Source organism: Massilia sp. BKSP1R2A-1, from assembly GCF_050586525.1.
Lineage (GTDB): Bacteria > Pseudomonadota > Gammaproteobacteria > Burkholderiales > Burkholderiaceae_D > Telluria.
In genome coordinates, this window is the sequence record NZ_JBOBRE010000007.1 from 43,433 (window position 1) to 58,659 (window position 15,227).

Below are 15,227 nucleotides of genomic sequence, written 5' to 3' on the forward strand. Positions count from 1 at the left end.
CCTTTATGCCGCCAGCAGCAGCGAGAGCTGCAGGGCCGTGCCTTCGGCCGGATTGTGCTTGAAGCCGCTCTTGGCGAAGCGGTGCCAGCGTCCCGTCACATAGCTCACCAGCAGGCTGGCGCGCGCCGCCACGTCGTCCTCGACGCCGTGGCCCTGGCTGACCGCCACCCGCAGCGCCTGGCGGCAGGCCATCTCGATGCGGTCGTAGAAGCCGTTCATGCGCGATTGCAGGCGCTCGTCCTCGCCCACCAGGGCGTCGCCGATCAGGACCCGGGTCATGCCGGGATTGTTGGCGGCGAAGCCGAGCAGCATTTGCAGGATGGCGTGGGCCTGGTCGATGCCGCGCTCCTCGCGCTCGGCGATCTGGTTGATCAGGCCGAACACGCTGGATTCGATGAACTCGATCAGGCCCTCGTACATCTGGGCCTTGCTGGCGAAGTGGCGGTACAGGGCGGCCTCGGATACCGAGAGGCGCGCGGCGAGGGCGGCCGTGGTGATCTTCTCGCCCTTCGGCTGCTCGAGCATCGAGGCCAGGGCCTGGAGGATTTGCAGCTTGCGCTGGCCTGGCTTGGTGCTTGCCATGTGATCCCTAGTGTTTGTTGTTGGTTTAGCGCAGACGGTGCAGACGCGCAGGCAACTGCCGCACGGATTTTACTTTGACATCGACGTAGCGGGGGCGTTTCAGGGTCCGCGGCAAGGCGGCACGGCCAATCGGATCGCTCATCTTGAGGTATTGGGTCACCCACACGGTGCGCAGGCCGAGACGGCTGGCGCTTTTCAGGTTGGCCAGGGTGTCCTCGACCAGGATGCAGCGGCGCGCCGCCACGCCGTGCTTGCGCAGCAGGCGGCGCAGCATCAGGCTGGACGGCTTGGGACGCAGCTGGCCGTGCACGTGCATGTGCTCGATCGCCACGTGGTGGGTGAAGTGGCGGGACAGGCCCAGGTGGCGCATCACGTCCGTCGAATAACGGGTCGGTGCATTGGTCAGCAGGATCTTGCGGCCCGGCAGACGGCGCAGCAGGGTGGCCAGGCCTTTTTCATGGCGCACCAGCTTGTCGAGCTCGCCCAGGTCGTGGGTCATGTGCAGGAAGTCGGCGCTGCACACTCCGTGGTGGCGGATCATGCCGAGCAGGGTGGCGCCATAGCGCTTCCAGTAGCCCAGGCGCGCGGCGTCCACCTCGGCCTGGCTGGCCGGCGTCACGCCATCGCCGAGCACCCGCGCGATATAGGTGTTCATATTGGCGCTAATCGCTGGAAAGATTGCATGAGATGCGTCATGCAATGTGTTATCCAGGTCGAATAGCCAGACGGGACTGGGGAGCGTAAGATTCGGCACTTTACTGCGGCACTTTACTTCAAAGCAACAAGGAGAAAAACAATGCGACGTCCGATTATAGTGGTGTTCTTCAGCCTCTTCCTGATGGCCTTCCAGGCGCTGGCGGGAGAACGGGGCGCGCTGTTCAAGGTCAGCAGCGGCGCCAATGCGCTCTACCTCTACGGCACCGTCCACGCCGGGCGTCCCGACTTCTATCCGCTCGAACCGCGCATCAAGGCGGCGATGGCGGCGGCGCCGACCCTGGCGCTGGAAGTCGATTCGACCGGCGACCAGGCGGCGATGGGCGCCACCATCATGAAGCACGGCATGTTCCCGTCCGCGGAGCAGGGCCTGGCCAGCCTCCCGGCCGAACGCCGCGAGCGCATCGGAGCCTCTCTCAGGAAGCAGGGCATCGAGCCGGCCGCCGTCGGGCAGCTGAAACCCTGGCTGCTGGTGGCGACCCTCGCGATGGTCGAAGTCGGGAAGCTCGGCTACGACCCGAAAATGGGCGTGGATGCCCACCTGGCCGGCCTGGCGAAAAGCAGCGGCAAGACCCGCATCGCCGAGCTCGAATCGATGGAATACCAGGCGGCGCTGTTCAACCGCATGCCGATCGGCGACCAGTGGACGATGCTGGAAGAGGCGCTGAACGATATGGAATCGGGCCGTCACGCACGCGAGGCGCGTGAACTGTTCGCCGCCTACGAAGGCGCCGACCAGGCGGCGCTGGACCGGGTCGCCAAGCGTCTCGAAGAAGACAATACGGTGGGCGGCAAGTTTACGCGCGACGTGTTGATGAACGAGCGTAACGGCCCGATGGCGGACAAGATCGTCTCCCTGGTCGGACGCGAAAACAATGCGGTGGTGGCGGTGGGCCTGCTGCACCTGGTCGGCAAGGGCAGCGTGCCGGAACTGCTGCGCAAGCGCGGCGTCAAGGTGGAGCGGGTGTACTAAGGGGAGGTACTACAGGGAGGGGAGTGGTGCCCTTGACGTGGATTGAACACGTGGCCTCTCCCTTACCAAGGGAGTGCTCTACCACTGAGCTACAAGGGCATTCAGGTCAATTTCCGTAGCGGAAATTTCCGCTACAAAAAATTTAGTGAGACCGGATCATAGTGCCAAAAGCCTGTTCGGTCAAGACTTCCAGCAACAAACTGTGTTCGATGCGGCCATCGATGATGTGCACGGTGTTCACGCCCGACTTGGCCGCGTCCAGCGCCGACGAGATTTTCGGCAGCATGCCGCCCGAAATCGTACCGTCTTCGAACATCTCGTCGATCTCGCGCGCCGACAGGTCGGTGACCAGGTTGCCCTGCTTGTCCTGCACGCCGGCGATATTGGTCATCATGATCAGCTTCTCGGCCTTCAGGATCTCGGCGATCTTGCCGGCGACGACGTCGGCATTGATGTTGTAGGCCTGGCCGTCCTGGCCGAAGCCGATCGGCGAGATGATCGGGATGAAGGCGTCGTCCTGCAGCGCTTTCACGACCGCCGGATTGATCGCCTCGATCTCGCCGACGAAACCGATGTCGAGGAATTCGCCCGGCTTTTCCTTGTCCGGCATCGCCATGCGGCGTGCGCGGATCAGGCCGCCGTCCTTGCCGGTCAGGCCCACGGCCTGGCCGCCGTAGTGGTTAATCAGCATCACGATGTCCTGCTGGACTTCGCCGCCCAGCACCCACTCGACCACTTCCATGGTCTCTTCGTCGGTGATGCGCATGCCCTGCACGAAGGTGCCCTGCTTGCCGATCTTTTTCAGCGCGTTGTCGATCTGCGGACCGCCGCCATGCACCACGACCGGATTCATGCCCACCAGCTTGAGCAGGATGACGTCGCGCGCGAAGCCGTGCTTCAGGCGTTCGTCGGTCATGGCATTGCCACCGTACTTGATGACGATGGTCTTGCCGTGGAAATTACGGATGTAGGGAAGCGCCTCGGCCAGGATCTGTGCCTTGATCTGCGGCGATACTTTGGTCAGATCGTTGGGCTGGTCGTCGGTATTCAAGCTGGCAAGAGTAGCGTTCATGAGGGGTCCAAATTAAATGTCGCAAGATTTTAAGGCAACAGCGTAGTCCTTGTGCTGATTATATGGCGTCTTGTTGTATTTTATTGGCCTGATGGCTACGTATCGAAACAAACTGAACAGGGGAGCATGAAGTGAGCGTGTGTATTCGTTGCGGAGCGGAATTCGGCTGCGCCATGCGTGACCGCACGTCCGAGCCCTGCTGGTGCGCGGCGCTGCCGCCCGCCGTTCCCGTTCCGCTGGAGAAGGTCGGATGCTGGTGTCCGACCTGCCTGCGTGCGCATATCGAGGCCGAGCTGGCGAAACGCTCTTCGTAGCGTGGGCGGGGGAATCTAGTCCAGTGGACTAGATTCCCGCCCACGCGTTCAAATTCCTCATGAGTTGCGACTGCGCTTCCAAACGTTGAACGCGTGGGCGGAGGACCGCCCACCCTACGGAACTCGTCACCGCTGCGTGCGAAAGAAGCGCAGCATCTCCCGGCTCGCATCCGGCCCCTTCCCATCCGTATAGCTGCCGCGCGCATTCCCGCCCGACCAGGCGTGGCCGGCGCCGTGGATCACCCAGTGCTCGGCGTGCACGCTGCCGTCGTCGTGGTGGTGGACGGTGCGCGTGAAGGCGTGGCCGTTCGGGACCTGGCCCGGTTCCACCGCCGTCTTTCGGGCGCGGCCCCGCGCCACCAGTTCCTCGCCGTTCGCGGAGTGGACCGTGGTGTCGCGGTCGCCGTGGAAGACGATGATCGGCAGGCTGCGTCCCGGCGCCTGGCTGCGCCGGAAGTCGCCCTTCATCGCGGCCAGCGCCGAGGGCAGGTCGTTCGCCGAGGCGAAGGGCAGGCCCGAATGGACGCCGACGGCGGCATACAGGTCGGGGTAGAGCGTCCCCATGATGGTCGCCATGGCGCCGCCCGCCGACAGTCCGGCCACGAAGACCTGGCGCGGATCGACCGCATGGCGGGCCATGACCTCGCGCGTGATGCCGGCGATGATCGACGGTTCGCCGCGATCGCGCTGCTGGTCGCCTTCGTTGAACCAGTTCCAGCAGCGGGAGGGATTGGCCGACTGCGACTGCGCCGGGTAGACGACCAGGCATTGCAGTTCTTCGGCCAGCGCGTTCATCTGCGTGCCATGGGCGAAATCATCCGGGTTCTGGGTGCAGCCGTGCAGCATGACCACCAGCGCGGCCGGTGCATTGCCCAGGGTGCTCGGCACATAGAGCTTGTAGTCGCGGGTGCCGGCCTCGTTGGTATGGCTGCCGCTGGTGAAGCTGCCCGGCCAGGCCGGTGCGCCGTCGTCCCGCTGTCCTGGATTGCCTCCCTGGAGCCCGCCGAATTGTTCGCGCACCGAGTCCATGGTGCGTTGCAGGTTGGCGAGCATGTCCGGCAGCGGATCGGCGGCCGCGCGTGCCTGTGGCGCATCGTGCCGGCTTTCATTGGCCGCCGCGCCCTGGGGCGGTGGGTTAATGTCGCGCATCGGTGGCGGGGTGGCGCTGCGCTGGAAAGCCGTGGCGTGCTTCATCGCTTCCTGAACGATGGCTGTCGTGTCCACCGGTCCCTTCTTCAACAGGGCCTGGGTGGCCTTGCGCATTTGCGCAAGCAAGTGCATGTTCAGTTTCATGGTTTTCCTTTGGCCGGCGCTTCAGTGGATGCGTCCGGCAAGTGCCGCCTTGACCGCGCTGCTGGCATGCAGTGCGCCGAGGACGACGATTGAATCGATGGTTTCCAGTGCCAGCTCGGCCGGCACGTCGCTGGCGATGCTGGCCATGCCGAGCACCTGGATCTGCAGCCGTTCGCCGGCAGCGCGAGCACGCTCGAGGTCGGCGCGCGTGTAATGGTGCAGGCCCAGCACCAGGCTGCGCCGCGCCACGGTCTGGCGCACCACTTCGGCATGGGCCTGCAGCTGGTTGCGGATCGCCGTGCGGATCAGGTCCGACCGGTTGGCATAAAAGCCTTCGCTCACCAGGAGATCGATCTGGCCGAGGTCGATCGGTCCCAGGTTGATCGTGATCTTTTCCGAATCTGCCGGTCTTGCCAGTTCTTGTCTCATCATGCCATCCGCTTTCTTACGCTACGCTTGCACCATCCAGCTGGATGGTCTATGGAGTGTACGCGCATGGGTGCGCAGGTCAAGCGGAATCCACCCAAATGGGCCGGGCTGCGTTAATCTGCGCACATGCGAGCAGAAATACAACTCGGCCATTGCTTCGAATGGCAGACCACCATCCCCGCGCGTGCCACCGTGCCCGAGCTCTACCACGACACGCCTTTTTGCCGCGACATGCCGGATGTGCTGGCCACCGGCTACCTGGTCGGCATGATGGAACTGGCCTGCCTGCACGGCCTGATGCCCTTCGTGGACTGGCCGCGCGAGCAGAGCCTGGGCACCATGGTGAACTTCCGCCACCTGGCGCCCACGCCCCCGGGCATGCGCCTGACCATCCGCGGCGAGGTCACCGCCGTCGAAGGCCAGCGGGTGCGCTTCCGGGTCGAGGCCTGGGACGAGGCGGAAAAGGTCTGCGAGGGCGAGCACGAGCGCTGCCTGATCGATCCTGTCCGTTTCGCGGCCAGGGTGGCGCGCAAGGCGGGCCCGGCGGAGGCCGGGCAAGGGCAGGGCGGCGCCGATCGGCGATAATGTCGGCTTGTGTTTTCTTCAACCCAGAGCGACCCTGAGCCAGCCATGCCGGATTCCCAACAGGCACACCACGCCACGTCCACCTCGACCGTCCCGCTGGTGGTCGACCTCGACGGCACCCTGACCCCGACCGATACCCTGGTCGAATCCGCGCTGCTGCTGGCCAGGCAAAGCCCGCTGTCCCTGGTCAAGCTGCCCTTCTGGCTGCTGCGTGGGCGAGAAAGCATGAAGAGCGAGATCGCGCGCCGCGTCACGATCAATCCCGACGAACTGCCCTACCGCGAGGACCTGCTCGACTACCTGCGCCAAGAGCGCAGCAAGGGGCGCGAGCTGGTGCTGGCCACCGCCGCGCACCGCGCGATCGCCGAAGGCGTGGCCGGCCACCTGGGTCTCTTCGACCGCGTGCTCGCCACCGACGAAACGCGCAACCTGAAGGGCGCGAACAAGCTGGCCGCGATCCGCGAAGAAGTCGGCACGGAGTTCGCCTACGCCGGCGACAGCGCGGCCGACCTGCCGGTGTGGGAAGGGGCGCAGGCCGCCGTGCTGGTGGGCGCGTCGAATGCCGTCGCGCGCACCGTGCGCGCCCGCCATCCGGTCGAACGCGAATTCGCGCAGCCCGCGCCTGGCCTGGCCGTGTGGAGAAAGGCGCTGCGCATGCACCAGTGGGCCAAGAACCTGCTGCTCTTCGTGCCCCTGCTCACGGCGTTTTCCTTCCTTCCCGGCGACCTGGCCCGCATGGCGCTGGCTTTCCTGTGCTTCTCGCTCGCCGCCTCCGCCACCTATATCGCCAACGACCTGTGGGACCTCGGCAACGACCGCAAGCACCCGCGCAAGCGCCTGCGGCCCTTCGCCAGCGGCGCGCTGCCCATCACCGCGGGCGTGGCGGCAGCCGTGCTCCTGCTGGCGACGAGCTTCGCGCTCGCCTTCCTCGTGAAACCCGCTTTCGCCGCCATGCTGCTGGCCTACGTGGTGCTGACCACGGCCTATTCCTGGTCCCTGAAGGAGAGGGTGCTGGTCGACGTGCTGGTGCTGTCGCTCCTGTACACGATGCGCATCGTTACCGGTTCGGTGGCGGTCGGCATCCACACCAGTTCCTGGCTGCTGGCCTTCTCGCTCTTCCTCTTCCTCAGCCTGGCGCTGGTCAAGCGTTGCTCCGAGCTGCAGCTGCTGCAGGCGCGCGGCCAGGCCAGTGCGCACGGGCGCGACTACCGCGTGGCCGACCTGGTCGTGCTGTGGCCGATGGGCCTGGCTTCGGCCCTGTGCGCGGTGGTCGTGCTGGGCCTCTTCATCAACGCGCCCGAAACCCAGGAGCGCTATGCCAGCCCGGCGCTGCTGTGGGGACTGGTGGCCCTGATGATCTACTGGCTCGGCCGCCTGTGGATCAAGACCGCGCGCGGCGAGATGGACGACGATCCGGTACTGTATGCGCTGAAGGACCGCGGCAGCCGTTACGTCGTCGTGGCCATGGTCGGCGTCGCCCTGTGCGCCTATTTTTCCGGCATCGCCGCCCATCTTTGACCTGCTTGTCGATGAACCCCGAAGAACACACCCCCGTTCCCTCGCCCTGCATCAACGTGTGCCGGATGGTCCCCGAAACCGGCCTGTGCCAGGGTTGCATGCGCACGATCGAGGAGATCGTCGCCTGGGGCAAGGCCGATGACGGCTACAAGCGTGCCGTGTGGGCCGAGATCCGCCGCCGCGAAACCGAGATCGACTGGGGCTGAGATGGCGATCCGGCTGCCCGCTTCCATGCAGGTCTTCGAACGGGGCTGGCTGTCGTCCAACAATGTGCTGTTCACCGGGCCCGACGAGACGGCGCTGGTCGACAGCGGCTACGTCACGCACGCGCCGCAGACGCTGGCGCTAGTTCGCCATGCCTTGCAGGGCCGGCCGCTCGGGCGCCTGCTCAACACCCACCTGCATTCCGACCACTGCGGCGGCAATGCGCTGCTGCAGGCCACGTATGGCTGCCACACCGCGATTCCCGCCCTCGAGGCGCCCAAGGTCACGGCCTGGGACGAGGAGGCGCTCAGCTACCGCGCCACCGGCCAGCTGTGCGCCCGTTTTACCTTCGACGCCACCGTGGCGCCCGGCGATACCCTGCAGCTGGGCGGCCTGCGCTGGGATGTGCTGGCGGCGCCCGGCCACGACCCGCATGCGCTGCTGCTGTTCTGCGCGCAAGAGGGCGTCCTGATCTCGGGCGACGCGCTGTGGGAAAACGGCTTCGGCGTGATCTTCCCCGAGCTGGCGGGGGAACCGGGCTTTCTCGAGGTCGGCGCAACGCTCGACCTGATCGCCACGCTGGATGCACGCGCCGTGGTGCCCGGACATGGGGCCGTGTTCGGGGACGTGGCCGGCGCATTGGAACGGGCGCGTGGGCGGCTCGATTACCTGAGCGCAGACCCCGTGCGCAATGCCGAAAATGCGGTCAAGGTGCTGCTCAAGTTCCTGCTGCTGGAGCGGCGGGAACTCGACCTCGCATCCTTGCCGGACCTGCTGGCATCGATTCCGCTGGTGGAGAGAGTGCGTACTCACTACCTCGGCCGCACCGCACAGGAGCTGGCGCAGTGGGCTGCCGCCGCCCTGGCGCGCGCCGGCGCCGCCCGCATCGAGGGGAGGCTGCTCCGCGACGTTTAGAGGCCAGAATCTAGCACGATCGTTCTTTTTTCAGGGCTATAATGCCCGACAGACCGTTCATCAACCTGATCACCGAAAGCTGCCCATGACCTTGCCACCCGTGCTGCAAGACCTGACCCTTCCCGTCATCGCTTCGCCGATGTTCATCGCCAGCGGTCCCGCCCTGGTGGCGGCCCAGTGCAAGGCCGGCATCGTCGGTTCCTTCCCGGCCCTGAACGCGCGCCCGGCCGAACTGCTCGACACCTGGCTCACCGAGCTGCAGGCCGAGCTGGCCGACTACCAGGCCGCCAATCCGGGGAAGAAGGTCGGCCCGATCGCGGTGAACCAGATCGTGCACCAGTCGAACGACCGCCTGGCGCACGACGTCGAGGTCTGCGTGAAGCACCAGGTGCCGATCATCATCTCCTCGCTGCGCGCGCCGCCGAAGGAGATGCTGGACGCCGTGCACGCCTATGGCGGCATCGTGATGCACGACGTGGTCTCGATCCGCCACGCCGAGAAGGCGCTGGAAGCGGGCGTGGATGGCCTGATCCTGGTGGCCGCCGGCGCCGGCGGCCATGCGGGCGCGCTGTCGCCCTTCGCCCTGGTCGGCGAGGTGCGCAAGTTCTTCAAGGGCCCGATCGCGCTGTCCGGTTCGATTGCCACCGGCGACGCCATCCTGGCCGCCCAGGCCATGGGCGCCGACTTCGCCTACATCGGCTCGCGCTGGCTGGCGACGAAAGAGTCGAACGTCAGCGACGCCTACCGCGACGCCATCGTGTCATCGACGGCGGCCGACGTGGTCTACACCAACCTGTTCACGGGCGTGCACGGCAACTACCTGAAGAAGTCGATCGTCGCGGCCGGCCTCGATCCCGACAACCTGCCGGAATCGGACAAGAGCAAGATGAGCTTCGGTTCCGGCAGCGCCAAGGCCTGGCGCGACATCTGGGGCGCGGGGCAGGGCGTGGGCCTGATGGACGACGTGCCGAGCGTGGCGGAGATGGTGGAGCGGCTGAAGGCCGAATACGCCGCGGCGCGCGCGCGCCTTTTGTAGGGTGTTCGGCTTCGCCGAACGCGCGTTCAAATCACCGGTGAGCCGCTACTGCGCATCCGGGAGTTGAACGCGCGGACGGCAAAGCCGACTAGGCGTCCCCGTCCACCCTACGAATCAATCGAGCTTCTTCGCGTCGGGAACGGGAAACTCCGGTTCCGGCTCGGCCGCGCTCAGGTCGGCCTGGCTGATCGACCACAGCCCCGGCAGGTTGCGCCAGTAGTTGTACACGTCCATGCCGAAGCCGACCACGAATTCGTTCGGCACCGTGAGGCCGATGAGGTCGGCTTTGATCGGCTTGGCGCGCTTCAGGTCCTTGTCGGCGAACACCGCGATGATGACTTCGGCCGCGCCCATGTCCAGCAGGCGCTGCTTCACGTGGGCCAGGGTCTCGCCTTCGTCGAGGATGTCGTCGACGACCACGATGATGCGGCCGGTGACGTCCTGGCGCGGAATGACCTTCCACACGATCTGGCCGCCGCGGTCGGCGTCGCCGTAGCGGCTGACGTGGATGTAGTCGAATTCGAGCGGGAAGTCGAGCTGGGGCAGCAGGCTCCCGGTGAAGACGACGGCGCCGCCCATCACGCCCAGCACCAGCGGGAAGGATTTCTCCGCATTGAAGCGGGTGTTGAGCTGCACGGCGACGCGCTTGACGGCGGCCTGCACTTCTTCGGGCGTGACGATCTGGGTGGCGCCCTCCAGCAGGGCGCGGGCACGGTCGTGGTGGTAGTCTTGCATGTTCACTCTTGGTTCAGGTTCTTGAAAGAAGGGCGGGTCGATTATGCGCCCGGCGAGGGTGCAGGGGTGTTCCGCTTGCATTCAAGCAGTGATCTCGCGCTGCAGCTTGCGGGTGAGTTTGGCGAAGACCAGCTCGTATGAGCGGCGCAGCAGGCCGGCCAGCTCGGCGTCGTCGAGCCCGGCGTCCTGCGTGACGTAGACCCACTTGGCGCGCGCCAGGTAGGGCGCGGGAATGATGCCGGGCCGGTCGGTCAGCTCGAGGAAACGGTCATCGTCGACCTTGAAGCTGAACCCCTGTGCGGGCAGGTCCTTGTTGGTGACTGCAAACATCTTGGCGCCCACCGAAAAGACGGTGTCGTTGTCCCACTTGGTATCCTCCGTGCAGCCGGGCAGGCTGCGGCAGATGTCCTTGGCCGCTTCGAAATCCATGTCGGTCTCCTGTTCTTTCGAACATTGTAGCGGATGATGTCCTGGCGCAATAAGGCAACGCGCCACGTTGGGGCATTGCGGCGTATCATACGTGGCTTGGAAAACAACCTGACCCACCAAGCCATGTCCACTCCAGTATTCGAACAAGCCCCGGTTTCCACCATTGCCCAGCGGCTCGCGGCGCTGCGCGGCGCGATGGCGCGCGCCGGCATCGACGCCTATGTCGTGCCCTCGAGCGACCCGCACCTGTCGGAATACCTGCCCGGACACTGGAAGGGACGCGAGTGGCTGTCCGGCTTCACCGGCTCGGTCGGCACCTTCATCGCCACCGCGGATTTCGCGGGCGTGTGGACCGATGGCCGCTACTGGACCCAGGCCGAGACCGAGCTGGCCGGTACCGGGATCGCCCTGATGAAGATCCCCGGCGCCGCCAGCCAGCTGCACGTGGACTGGCTGGCCGCGAACCTGGGCGCAGGCCAGACCGTGGCAGTCGACGCGCGCGTGCTCGGCCTGGCCGGCGCCCGCCTGCTCTCGGACGCGCTGACGGCGAAGAACATTCGCCTGCGCCTTGATGTCGACCTGCTCGACGAGGTGTGGAGCGAGCGTCCGAGCCTGCCGGCCGACGCCGTCTTCGAGCACCTGCCGCCCTACGCGACCATGGCGCGCGCCGACAAGCTGGCCGCCACCCGCGCCGCGATGGAGCAGCATGGCGCCGGTTTCCACTTCATCTCGACGCTGGACGACATCGCCTACCTCTTCAACCTGCGCGGCGCCGACGTCAGCTTCAACCCGGTGTTCCTGGCGCACGCCCTGATCGGCCGCGCCGATGCGACCCTCTTCGTCGGCGAAGGCAAGGTGCCGGCGGATGTCCGCGCCCGCCTGGAATCGGACGGCGTGCACCTGGCCCCGTATGCGAACGCCGCCACCGCCTTGTCCGCGCTGCCGGACGGCGCCACCCTGCTGCTCGACCCGCGCCGCGTGACCGCCGGCATGCGCGCCGCAGTAAGCCAGGGTGTGAACGTGGTCGAGGCGATCAACCCGACCACCTTCGCCAAGTCGAAGAAGCTCGAGAGCGAAGCCGTCAACGTGCGCGCCGCCATGGAACAGGATGGCGCGGCGCTGTGCGAATTCTTCTCGTGGCTGGAACCCGAACTCGAAAACGCGGGCCGTGCGCCGGATGCCCGTACGCCATTGGACGAAGTCGCGATCGACACCCACATCACGGCAAGCCGTGCGCGCCGTCCGAACTTCATCAGCCCGAGCTTCTCGACCATCGCCGGCTTCAACGCGAACGGCGCCATCATGCACTACCGCGCCGCGCAAGAGACTTGCGCGACCATCGAAGGCGATGGCCTGCTGCTGATCGACTCGGGCGGCCAGTACCTGGGCGGCACCACCGACATCACCCGCGTGATCCCGGTCGGCACCCCGTCGGAAGCGCAGAAGCGCGACTACACCCTGGTGCTCAAGGGCTTGATCAACCTCTCCAGCACGCGCTTCCCGCGCGGCACCCGCGCACCGCTGCTGGACGCCATCGCGCGCGCGCCGATCTGGGCCGCCGGCATCGACTACGGCCACGGCACCGGCCACGGCGTCGGCTACTTCCTGAACGTGCACGAAGGCCCGCAGACGATTTCGCCGGCCGTGCCGCCGGACCCGCACACCGCCATGGAGCCGGGCATGATCACCTCGATCGAGCCGGGCATCTATCGCCCGGGCCGCTGGGGCATCCGCATCGAGAACCTGGTGCTGAACGGGATTGTCGACAGCACCGAGTTCGGCGAGTACCTCGGCTTCGAGACCCTGACCTTGTGCCCGATCGACACCCGTCCGCTCGACCGCGCGCTGCTGCGCGATGACGAAATCGCCTGGCTGAACGCCTACCACGCCACCGTCCGCGCGCGCCTCGCGCCGCACGTGAGCGGCGCGGCGCACGACTGGCTGATCAAACGCACGGAGGCAATCTAGTGGCCGGCGCACGTTCCACCCGCGCCAGCGCGGCGGTCGAGCGCCTCAAGAAGCGCACCGGGAATACCGGCTACTCGATGGCGCGCACCGGCGACGGGCTGTTCTTCCTCTCCGAGGCGCCCGGCGCGCCGGCGCTGAATGCGCCGCTCGAGCTGGATGACTTCGTCGCGTTCGTGAACGGCCTCGGTCCCCAGGAGGTCAAGCGCATCAGCAAGAACGACGTCGAGTTCGAGAAGCAGCTGGTGCGCAAGAAGCCGGGAAGCTGACTACCTATATGCCTTCGCACCACCTCTTTGCCACCTACTGGTCCGAGAACCAGCTCTACACCAATGGCCTGATCCTGCTGCACCTGGCCGGGGCGCTGGCGCTGGGCCTGCTGGTCGGCTACGAGCGCGCCTACCACGGCCGCGCGGCCGGCATGCGCACCTATGGGCTGGTGTGCATGGCCTCGGCGGCCCTGACCATCCTGGCCGGCTATCCGGATTTCTGGTACGGCGGCCACGGCGGCGTGCTGGCGCCGATCGACCCGACCCGCATCATCCAGGGCGTGGTGACCGGCATCGGCTTCCTGGGCGCCGGCGTCATCATGCGCGAAGGCTTCAACATCAGCGGGCTCACCACCGCGGCCTCGATCTGGGCCTCGTCCGCGATCGGCATCCTGGTCGGCGTCGGCTTCTACATGGCGGCAATGGGCCTGGCCTTCTTCTCGGGCATGATCATGATCTACCTGAACCGGCTCGAATCCTTCCTGCCTTCTCGCCACGCGGTGGCGGTGCGGATGCGCTTCAAGCCGCAGGTGCTGCCGCGCGAGGAGGTGCTGCGCGCGGCGGCGCTCGAGCGCGGCTACGAGATCGCCGGCAGCTCGCTCACCATCGCCAGCGACGAAGGGCGCCAGGAATGGCGCTTCGTGGCGCTGGCGCTGTCCAGGAAGAGCGGGGCGCCGCTGTCCGAACTGGCCGACGAGCTGGCCAAGTTCGAGGGACTGGAAGCTTTCCAGCTGTCCCACGCACGCAACTAAGAACAACACGCTATCCAAAACGGGGTTGACCCATGCAAGCACAAGACGTACTCGATTTCTGGTTCCTGCCCGAAGGCAGCGAAGGACATGGCAAGCAGCGCATCGAATGGTTCAGGAAGGACGAGGCCTTCGACGCCCAGATCCGCGAGCGCTTCGGCGCCCTGATCCACCAGGCCGTGGCCGGCGGCCTGCGCGAGTGGGACGAGATCGGTCCGCGCGGCCTTCTTGCGCGCCTGCTGGTGCTCGACCAGTTCACCCGCAACGCCTTCCGCAACAAGCCGGAATCCTTCGGCGGCGACTTGCTGGCCCTGGGCGCGGCGCGCCAGCTGGTGGAGTCCGGCGCCCACCTGACCCTGCTGCCGGTGGAGCGCCAGTTCGTGTACATGCCGTTCGAGCACGCCGAGGACGCGCGCATGCAGGAACAGGCCGTGACCCTGTTCACCGCGCTGGCCCAGGAACACGAGGGCTTCAACGAGGCCCTCGATTATGCGCACCGCCACCGCGGCGTGATCGCCCGTTTCGGCCGCTTCCCGCACCGTAATGCCATCCTGGGCCGCGCTTCGAACCCGGAAGAGCTGGCCTTCCTGGAACTGCCCGGCTCCAGTTTCTGAGGTGGCGCCCGCATTGAACCTGGTCGGCGCCGGCCACGTCGGCCGCACGCTGGGGCGCCTGTTCGCCGCCACGGGCGCCCTGGCCGTCCAGGACGTCCTGACCCGCAGCCCGGGAAGCGCCATGGAGGCCACCGCCTTCATCGGCGCCGGCCGCGCCTGCGACGATGTGAAGCAGATGCACCCGGCCCGGGTCTGGATGCTGGCGGTGGGCGACGATGCCATCGCGCCCGCCTGCGCGGCCCTGGCAGGCAGCCAGCCGCTCGCAGGCAGCGTCGTGTTCCACTGCAGCGGCGCCAAGGCATCCACCGAGCTCGCCGCGGCGCGCGCCGCCGGCGCCTTTGTCGCCAGCGTGCATCCGGTGCGCAGCTTCGCCGATCCCGATGCGGTGGCCGGCGCCTTCGCCGGCACCTGGTGCGGCGTCGAGGGCGACCCCGAGGCGCTGGCGGTGCTCGAACCTGTCTTCGAAGCCATCGGCGCCCGGCTGGTGCGGATCGACCCGGCCGCCAAGACGGTCTACCATGCGGCGGCGGTGTTCGCCTCCAACTACCTGGTGACGGTGCTGGACGCCGCGCTGCGCGCCTATGCCGCGGCCGGGGTGCCGGAAAGCGTCGCGCGCGAGCTGGCGCGTCCGCTGGCGAGCGAAGCGCTGGCGAACGTGTTCCGCATCGGGCCCGAGGCGGCCCTGAGCGGCCCGGTGGCGCGTGGCGATGTTGCCACCGTGGCGCGCCAGCAGGACGCCGTCACCCGCTGGGATCCGGCGACCGGGCGCCTGTACGAAGCGCTGGTGGCGGCGACCCGCGACCTCGCGCGCCGCAAGCGCGGCGCCTGATT

19 protein-coding genes and 1 tRNA gene are annotated in these 15,227 nt (G+C 66.9%); 12 read left to right on the forward strand and 8 right to left on the reverse strand.

Annotated features, from left to right (window positions below; genetic code table 11):
- Nucleotides 1-3 precede the first annotated feature (3 nt).
- Together slmA and ACQ7JA_RS12315 are read right to left on the reverse strand one after the other, a co-directional pair.
- Nucleotides 4-582: a nucleoid occlusion factor SlmA gene (slmA, locus tag ACQ7JA_RS12310; protein ID WP_430898023.1), complete on the reverse strand. Its 579-nt coding sequence runs from the start codon at nucleotides 580-582 to the stop codon at nucleotides 4-6.
- A gap of 25 nt (nucleotides 583-607) precedes the next feature.
- Nucleotides 608-1,336, reverse strand: coding sequence for an HAD-IA family hydrolase (locus ACQ7JA_RS12315; protein WP_430898025.1), 729 nt, complete (start codon nucleotides 1,334-1,336; stop codon nucleotides 608-610).
- A gap of 42 nt (nucleotides 1,337-1,378) precedes the next feature.
- Between ACQ7JA_RS12315 and ACQ7JA_RS12320 the strand changes: the two genes are divergently transcribed.
- Nucleotides 1,379-2,269 carry a TraB/GumN family protein gene (locus ACQ7JA_RS12320; protein WP_430898027.1) on the forward strand — a complete coding sequence of 297 codons (891 nt, stop codon included), beginning with the start codon at nucleotides 1,379-1,381 and terminating at the stop codon, nucleotides 2,267-2,269.
- Between the two features lie 24 nt (nucleotides 2,270-2,293).
- Here ACQ7JA_RS12320 and ACQ7JA_RS12325 read toward each other — a convergent pair.
- Both ACQ7JA_RS12325 and argB read right to left on the reverse strand, forming a co-directional pair.
- A tRNA-Thr gene (locus ACQ7JA_RS12325) sits at nucleotides 2,294-2,368 on the reverse strand.
- A gap of 43 nt (nucleotides 2,369-2,411) precedes the next feature.
- Nucleotides 2,412-3,341 (reverse strand): acetylglutamate kinase, encoded by a 930-nt coding sequence (gene argB, locus ACQ7JA_RS12330; protein WP_430898029.1) that lies wholly within the window; start codon nucleotides 3,339-3,341, stop codon nucleotides 2,412-2,414.
- A gap of 137 nt (nucleotides 3,342-3,478) precedes the next feature.
- Between argB and ACQ7JA_RS12335 the strand changes: the two genes are divergently transcribed.
- Nucleotides 3,479-3,655 (forward strand): cysteine-rich CWC family protein, encoded by a 177-nt coding sequence (locus ACQ7JA_RS12335; protein WP_430898478.1) that lies wholly within the window; start codon nucleotides 3,479-3,481, stop codon nucleotides 3,653-3,655.
- 126 nt (nucleotides 3,656-3,781) lie between these two features.
- Here ACQ7JA_RS12335 and ACQ7JA_RS12340 read toward each other — a convergent pair whose 3' ends face one another.
- Together ACQ7JA_RS12340 and ACQ7JA_RS12345 are read right to left on the reverse strand one after the other, a co-directional pair.
- Nucleotides 3,782-4,948, reverse strand: a complete 1,167-nt coding sequence (locus tag ACQ7JA_RS12340; RefSeq protein ID WP_430898031.1) for an extracellular catalytic domain type 1 short-chain-length polyhydroxyalkanoate depolymerase — start codon at nucleotides 4,946-4,948, stop codon at nucleotides 3,782-3,784.
- A 21-nt stretch (nucleotides 4,949-4,969) separates the two neighbouring features.
- The gene (locus tag ACQ7JA_RS12345) at nucleotides 4,970-5,380 is read right to left on the reverse strand and encodes a CopG family transcriptional regulator (RefSeq protein WP_430898033.1); all 411 of its coding nucleotides are present in this window, start codon (nucleotides 5,378-5,380) and stop codon (nucleotides 4,970-4,972) included.
- A gap of 123 nt (nucleotides 5,381-5,503) precedes the next feature.
- Between ACQ7JA_RS12345 and ACQ7JA_RS12350 the strand changes: the two genes are divergently transcribed.
- From ACQ7JA_RS12350 to ACQ7JA_RS12370, 5 genes are all read left to right on the forward strand, one after another.
- Entirely contained in the window at nucleotides 5,504-5,962 is a 459-nt protein-coding gene (locus ACQ7JA_RS12350) for a thioesterase family protein (protein WP_430898035.1), read from the forward strand.
- A 45-nt stretch (nucleotides 5,963-6,007) separates the two neighbouring features.
- The gene (locus ACQ7JA_RS12355; RefSeq protein ID WP_430898037.1) at nucleotides 6,008-7,480 is read left to right on the forward strand and encodes a UbiA family prenyltransferase; all 1,473 of its coding nucleotides are present in this window, start codon (nucleotides 6,008-6,010) and stop codon (nucleotides 7,478-7,480) included.
- A gap of 11 nt (nucleotides 7,481-7,491) precedes the next feature.
- The gene (locus ACQ7JA_RS12360) at nucleotides 7,492-7,686 is read left to right on the forward strand and encodes a DUF1289 domain-containing protein (protein WP_430898039.1); all 195 of its coding nucleotides are present in this window, start codon (nucleotides 7,492-7,494) and stop codon (nucleotides 7,684-7,686) included.
- A 1-nt stretch (nucleotide 7,687) separates the two neighbouring features.
- Nucleotides 7,688-8,599: an MBL fold metallo-hydrolase gene (locus ACQ7JA_RS12365; protein ID WP_430898041.1), complete on the forward strand. Its 912-nt coding sequence runs from the start codon at nucleotides 7,688-7,690 to the stop codon at nucleotides 8,597-8,599.
- An 85-nt stretch (nucleotides 8,600-8,684) separates the two neighbouring features.
- Complete coding sequence (locus ACQ7JA_RS12370) at nucleotides 8,685-9,635, forward strand: NAD(P)H-dependent flavin oxidoreductase (protein ID WP_430898043.1); 951 nt, start codon at nucleotides 8,685-8,687, stop codon at nucleotides 9,633-9,635.
- A gap of 114 nt (nucleotides 9,636-9,749) precedes the next feature.
- On the opposite strand, the gene ACQ7JA_RS12375 is transcribed toward ACQ7JA_RS12370, so the two are convergent.
- Together ACQ7JA_RS12375 and ACQ7JA_RS12380 are read right to left on the reverse strand one after the other, a co-directional pair.
- Complete coding sequence (locus ACQ7JA_RS12375) at nucleotides 9,750-10,370, reverse strand: hypoxanthine-guanine phosphoribosyltransferase (protein ID WP_430898045.1); 621 nt, start codon at nucleotides 10,368-10,370, stop codon at nucleotides 9,750-9,752.
- An 81-nt stretch (nucleotides 10,371-10,451) separates the two neighbouring features.
- Nucleotides 10,452-10,799 carry an MmcQ/YjbR family DNA-binding protein gene (locus tag ACQ7JA_RS12380; RefSeq protein ID WP_430898047.1) on the reverse strand — a complete coding sequence of 116 codons (348 nt, stop codon included), beginning with the start codon at nucleotides 10,797-10,799 and terminating at the stop codon, nucleotides 10,452-10,454.
- A 123-nt stretch (nucleotides 10,800-10,922) separates the two neighbouring features.
- Here ACQ7JA_RS12380 and ACQ7JA_RS12385 point away from each other — a divergent pair, with 123 nt between their 5' ends.
- The 5 genes from ACQ7JA_RS12385 to ACQ7JA_RS12405 are packed head-to-tail and all read left to right on the forward strand — an operon-like array spanning nucleotide 10,923 to nucleotide 15,225.
- Nucleotides 10,923-12,767: an aminopeptidase P family protein gene (locus ACQ7JA_RS12385; protein ID WP_430898049.1), complete on the forward strand. Its 1,845-nt coding sequence runs from the start codon at nucleotides 10,923-10,925 to the stop codon at nucleotides 12,765-12,767.
- Nucleotides 12,767-13,033, forward strand: coding sequence for a hypothetical protein (locus tag ACQ7JA_RS12390; protein ID WP_430898051.1), 267 nt, complete (start codon nucleotides 12,767-12,769; stop codon nucleotides 13,031-13,033). Before ACQ7JA_RS12385 ends, ACQ7JA_RS12390 begins: the two co-directional genes overlap by 1 nt.
- A gap of 8 nt (nucleotides 13,034-13,041) precedes the next feature.
- Nucleotides 13,042-13,785 carry an MgtC/SapB family protein gene (locus ACQ7JA_RS12395; protein ID WP_430898053.1) on the forward strand — a complete coding sequence of 248 codons (744 nt, stop codon included), beginning with the start codon at nucleotides 13,042-13,044 and terminating at the stop codon, nucleotides 13,783-13,785.
- Nucleotides 13,786-13,817: 32 nt separating this feature from the next.
- Nucleotides 13,818-14,396, forward strand: coding sequence for a DUF924 family protein (locus tag ACQ7JA_RS12400; protein ID WP_430898055.1), 579 nt, complete (start codon nucleotides 13,818-13,820; stop codon nucleotides 14,394-14,396).
- A 1-nt stretch (nucleotide 14,397) separates the two neighbouring features.
- The gene (locus tag ACQ7JA_RS12405; protein WP_430898057.1) at nucleotides 14,398-15,225 is read left to right on the forward strand and encodes a Rossmann-like and DUF2520 domain-containing protein; all 828 of its coding nucleotides are present in this window, start codon (nucleotides 14,398-14,400) and stop codon (nucleotides 15,223-15,225) included.
- Nucleotides 15,226-15,227 lie beyond the last annotated feature (2 nt).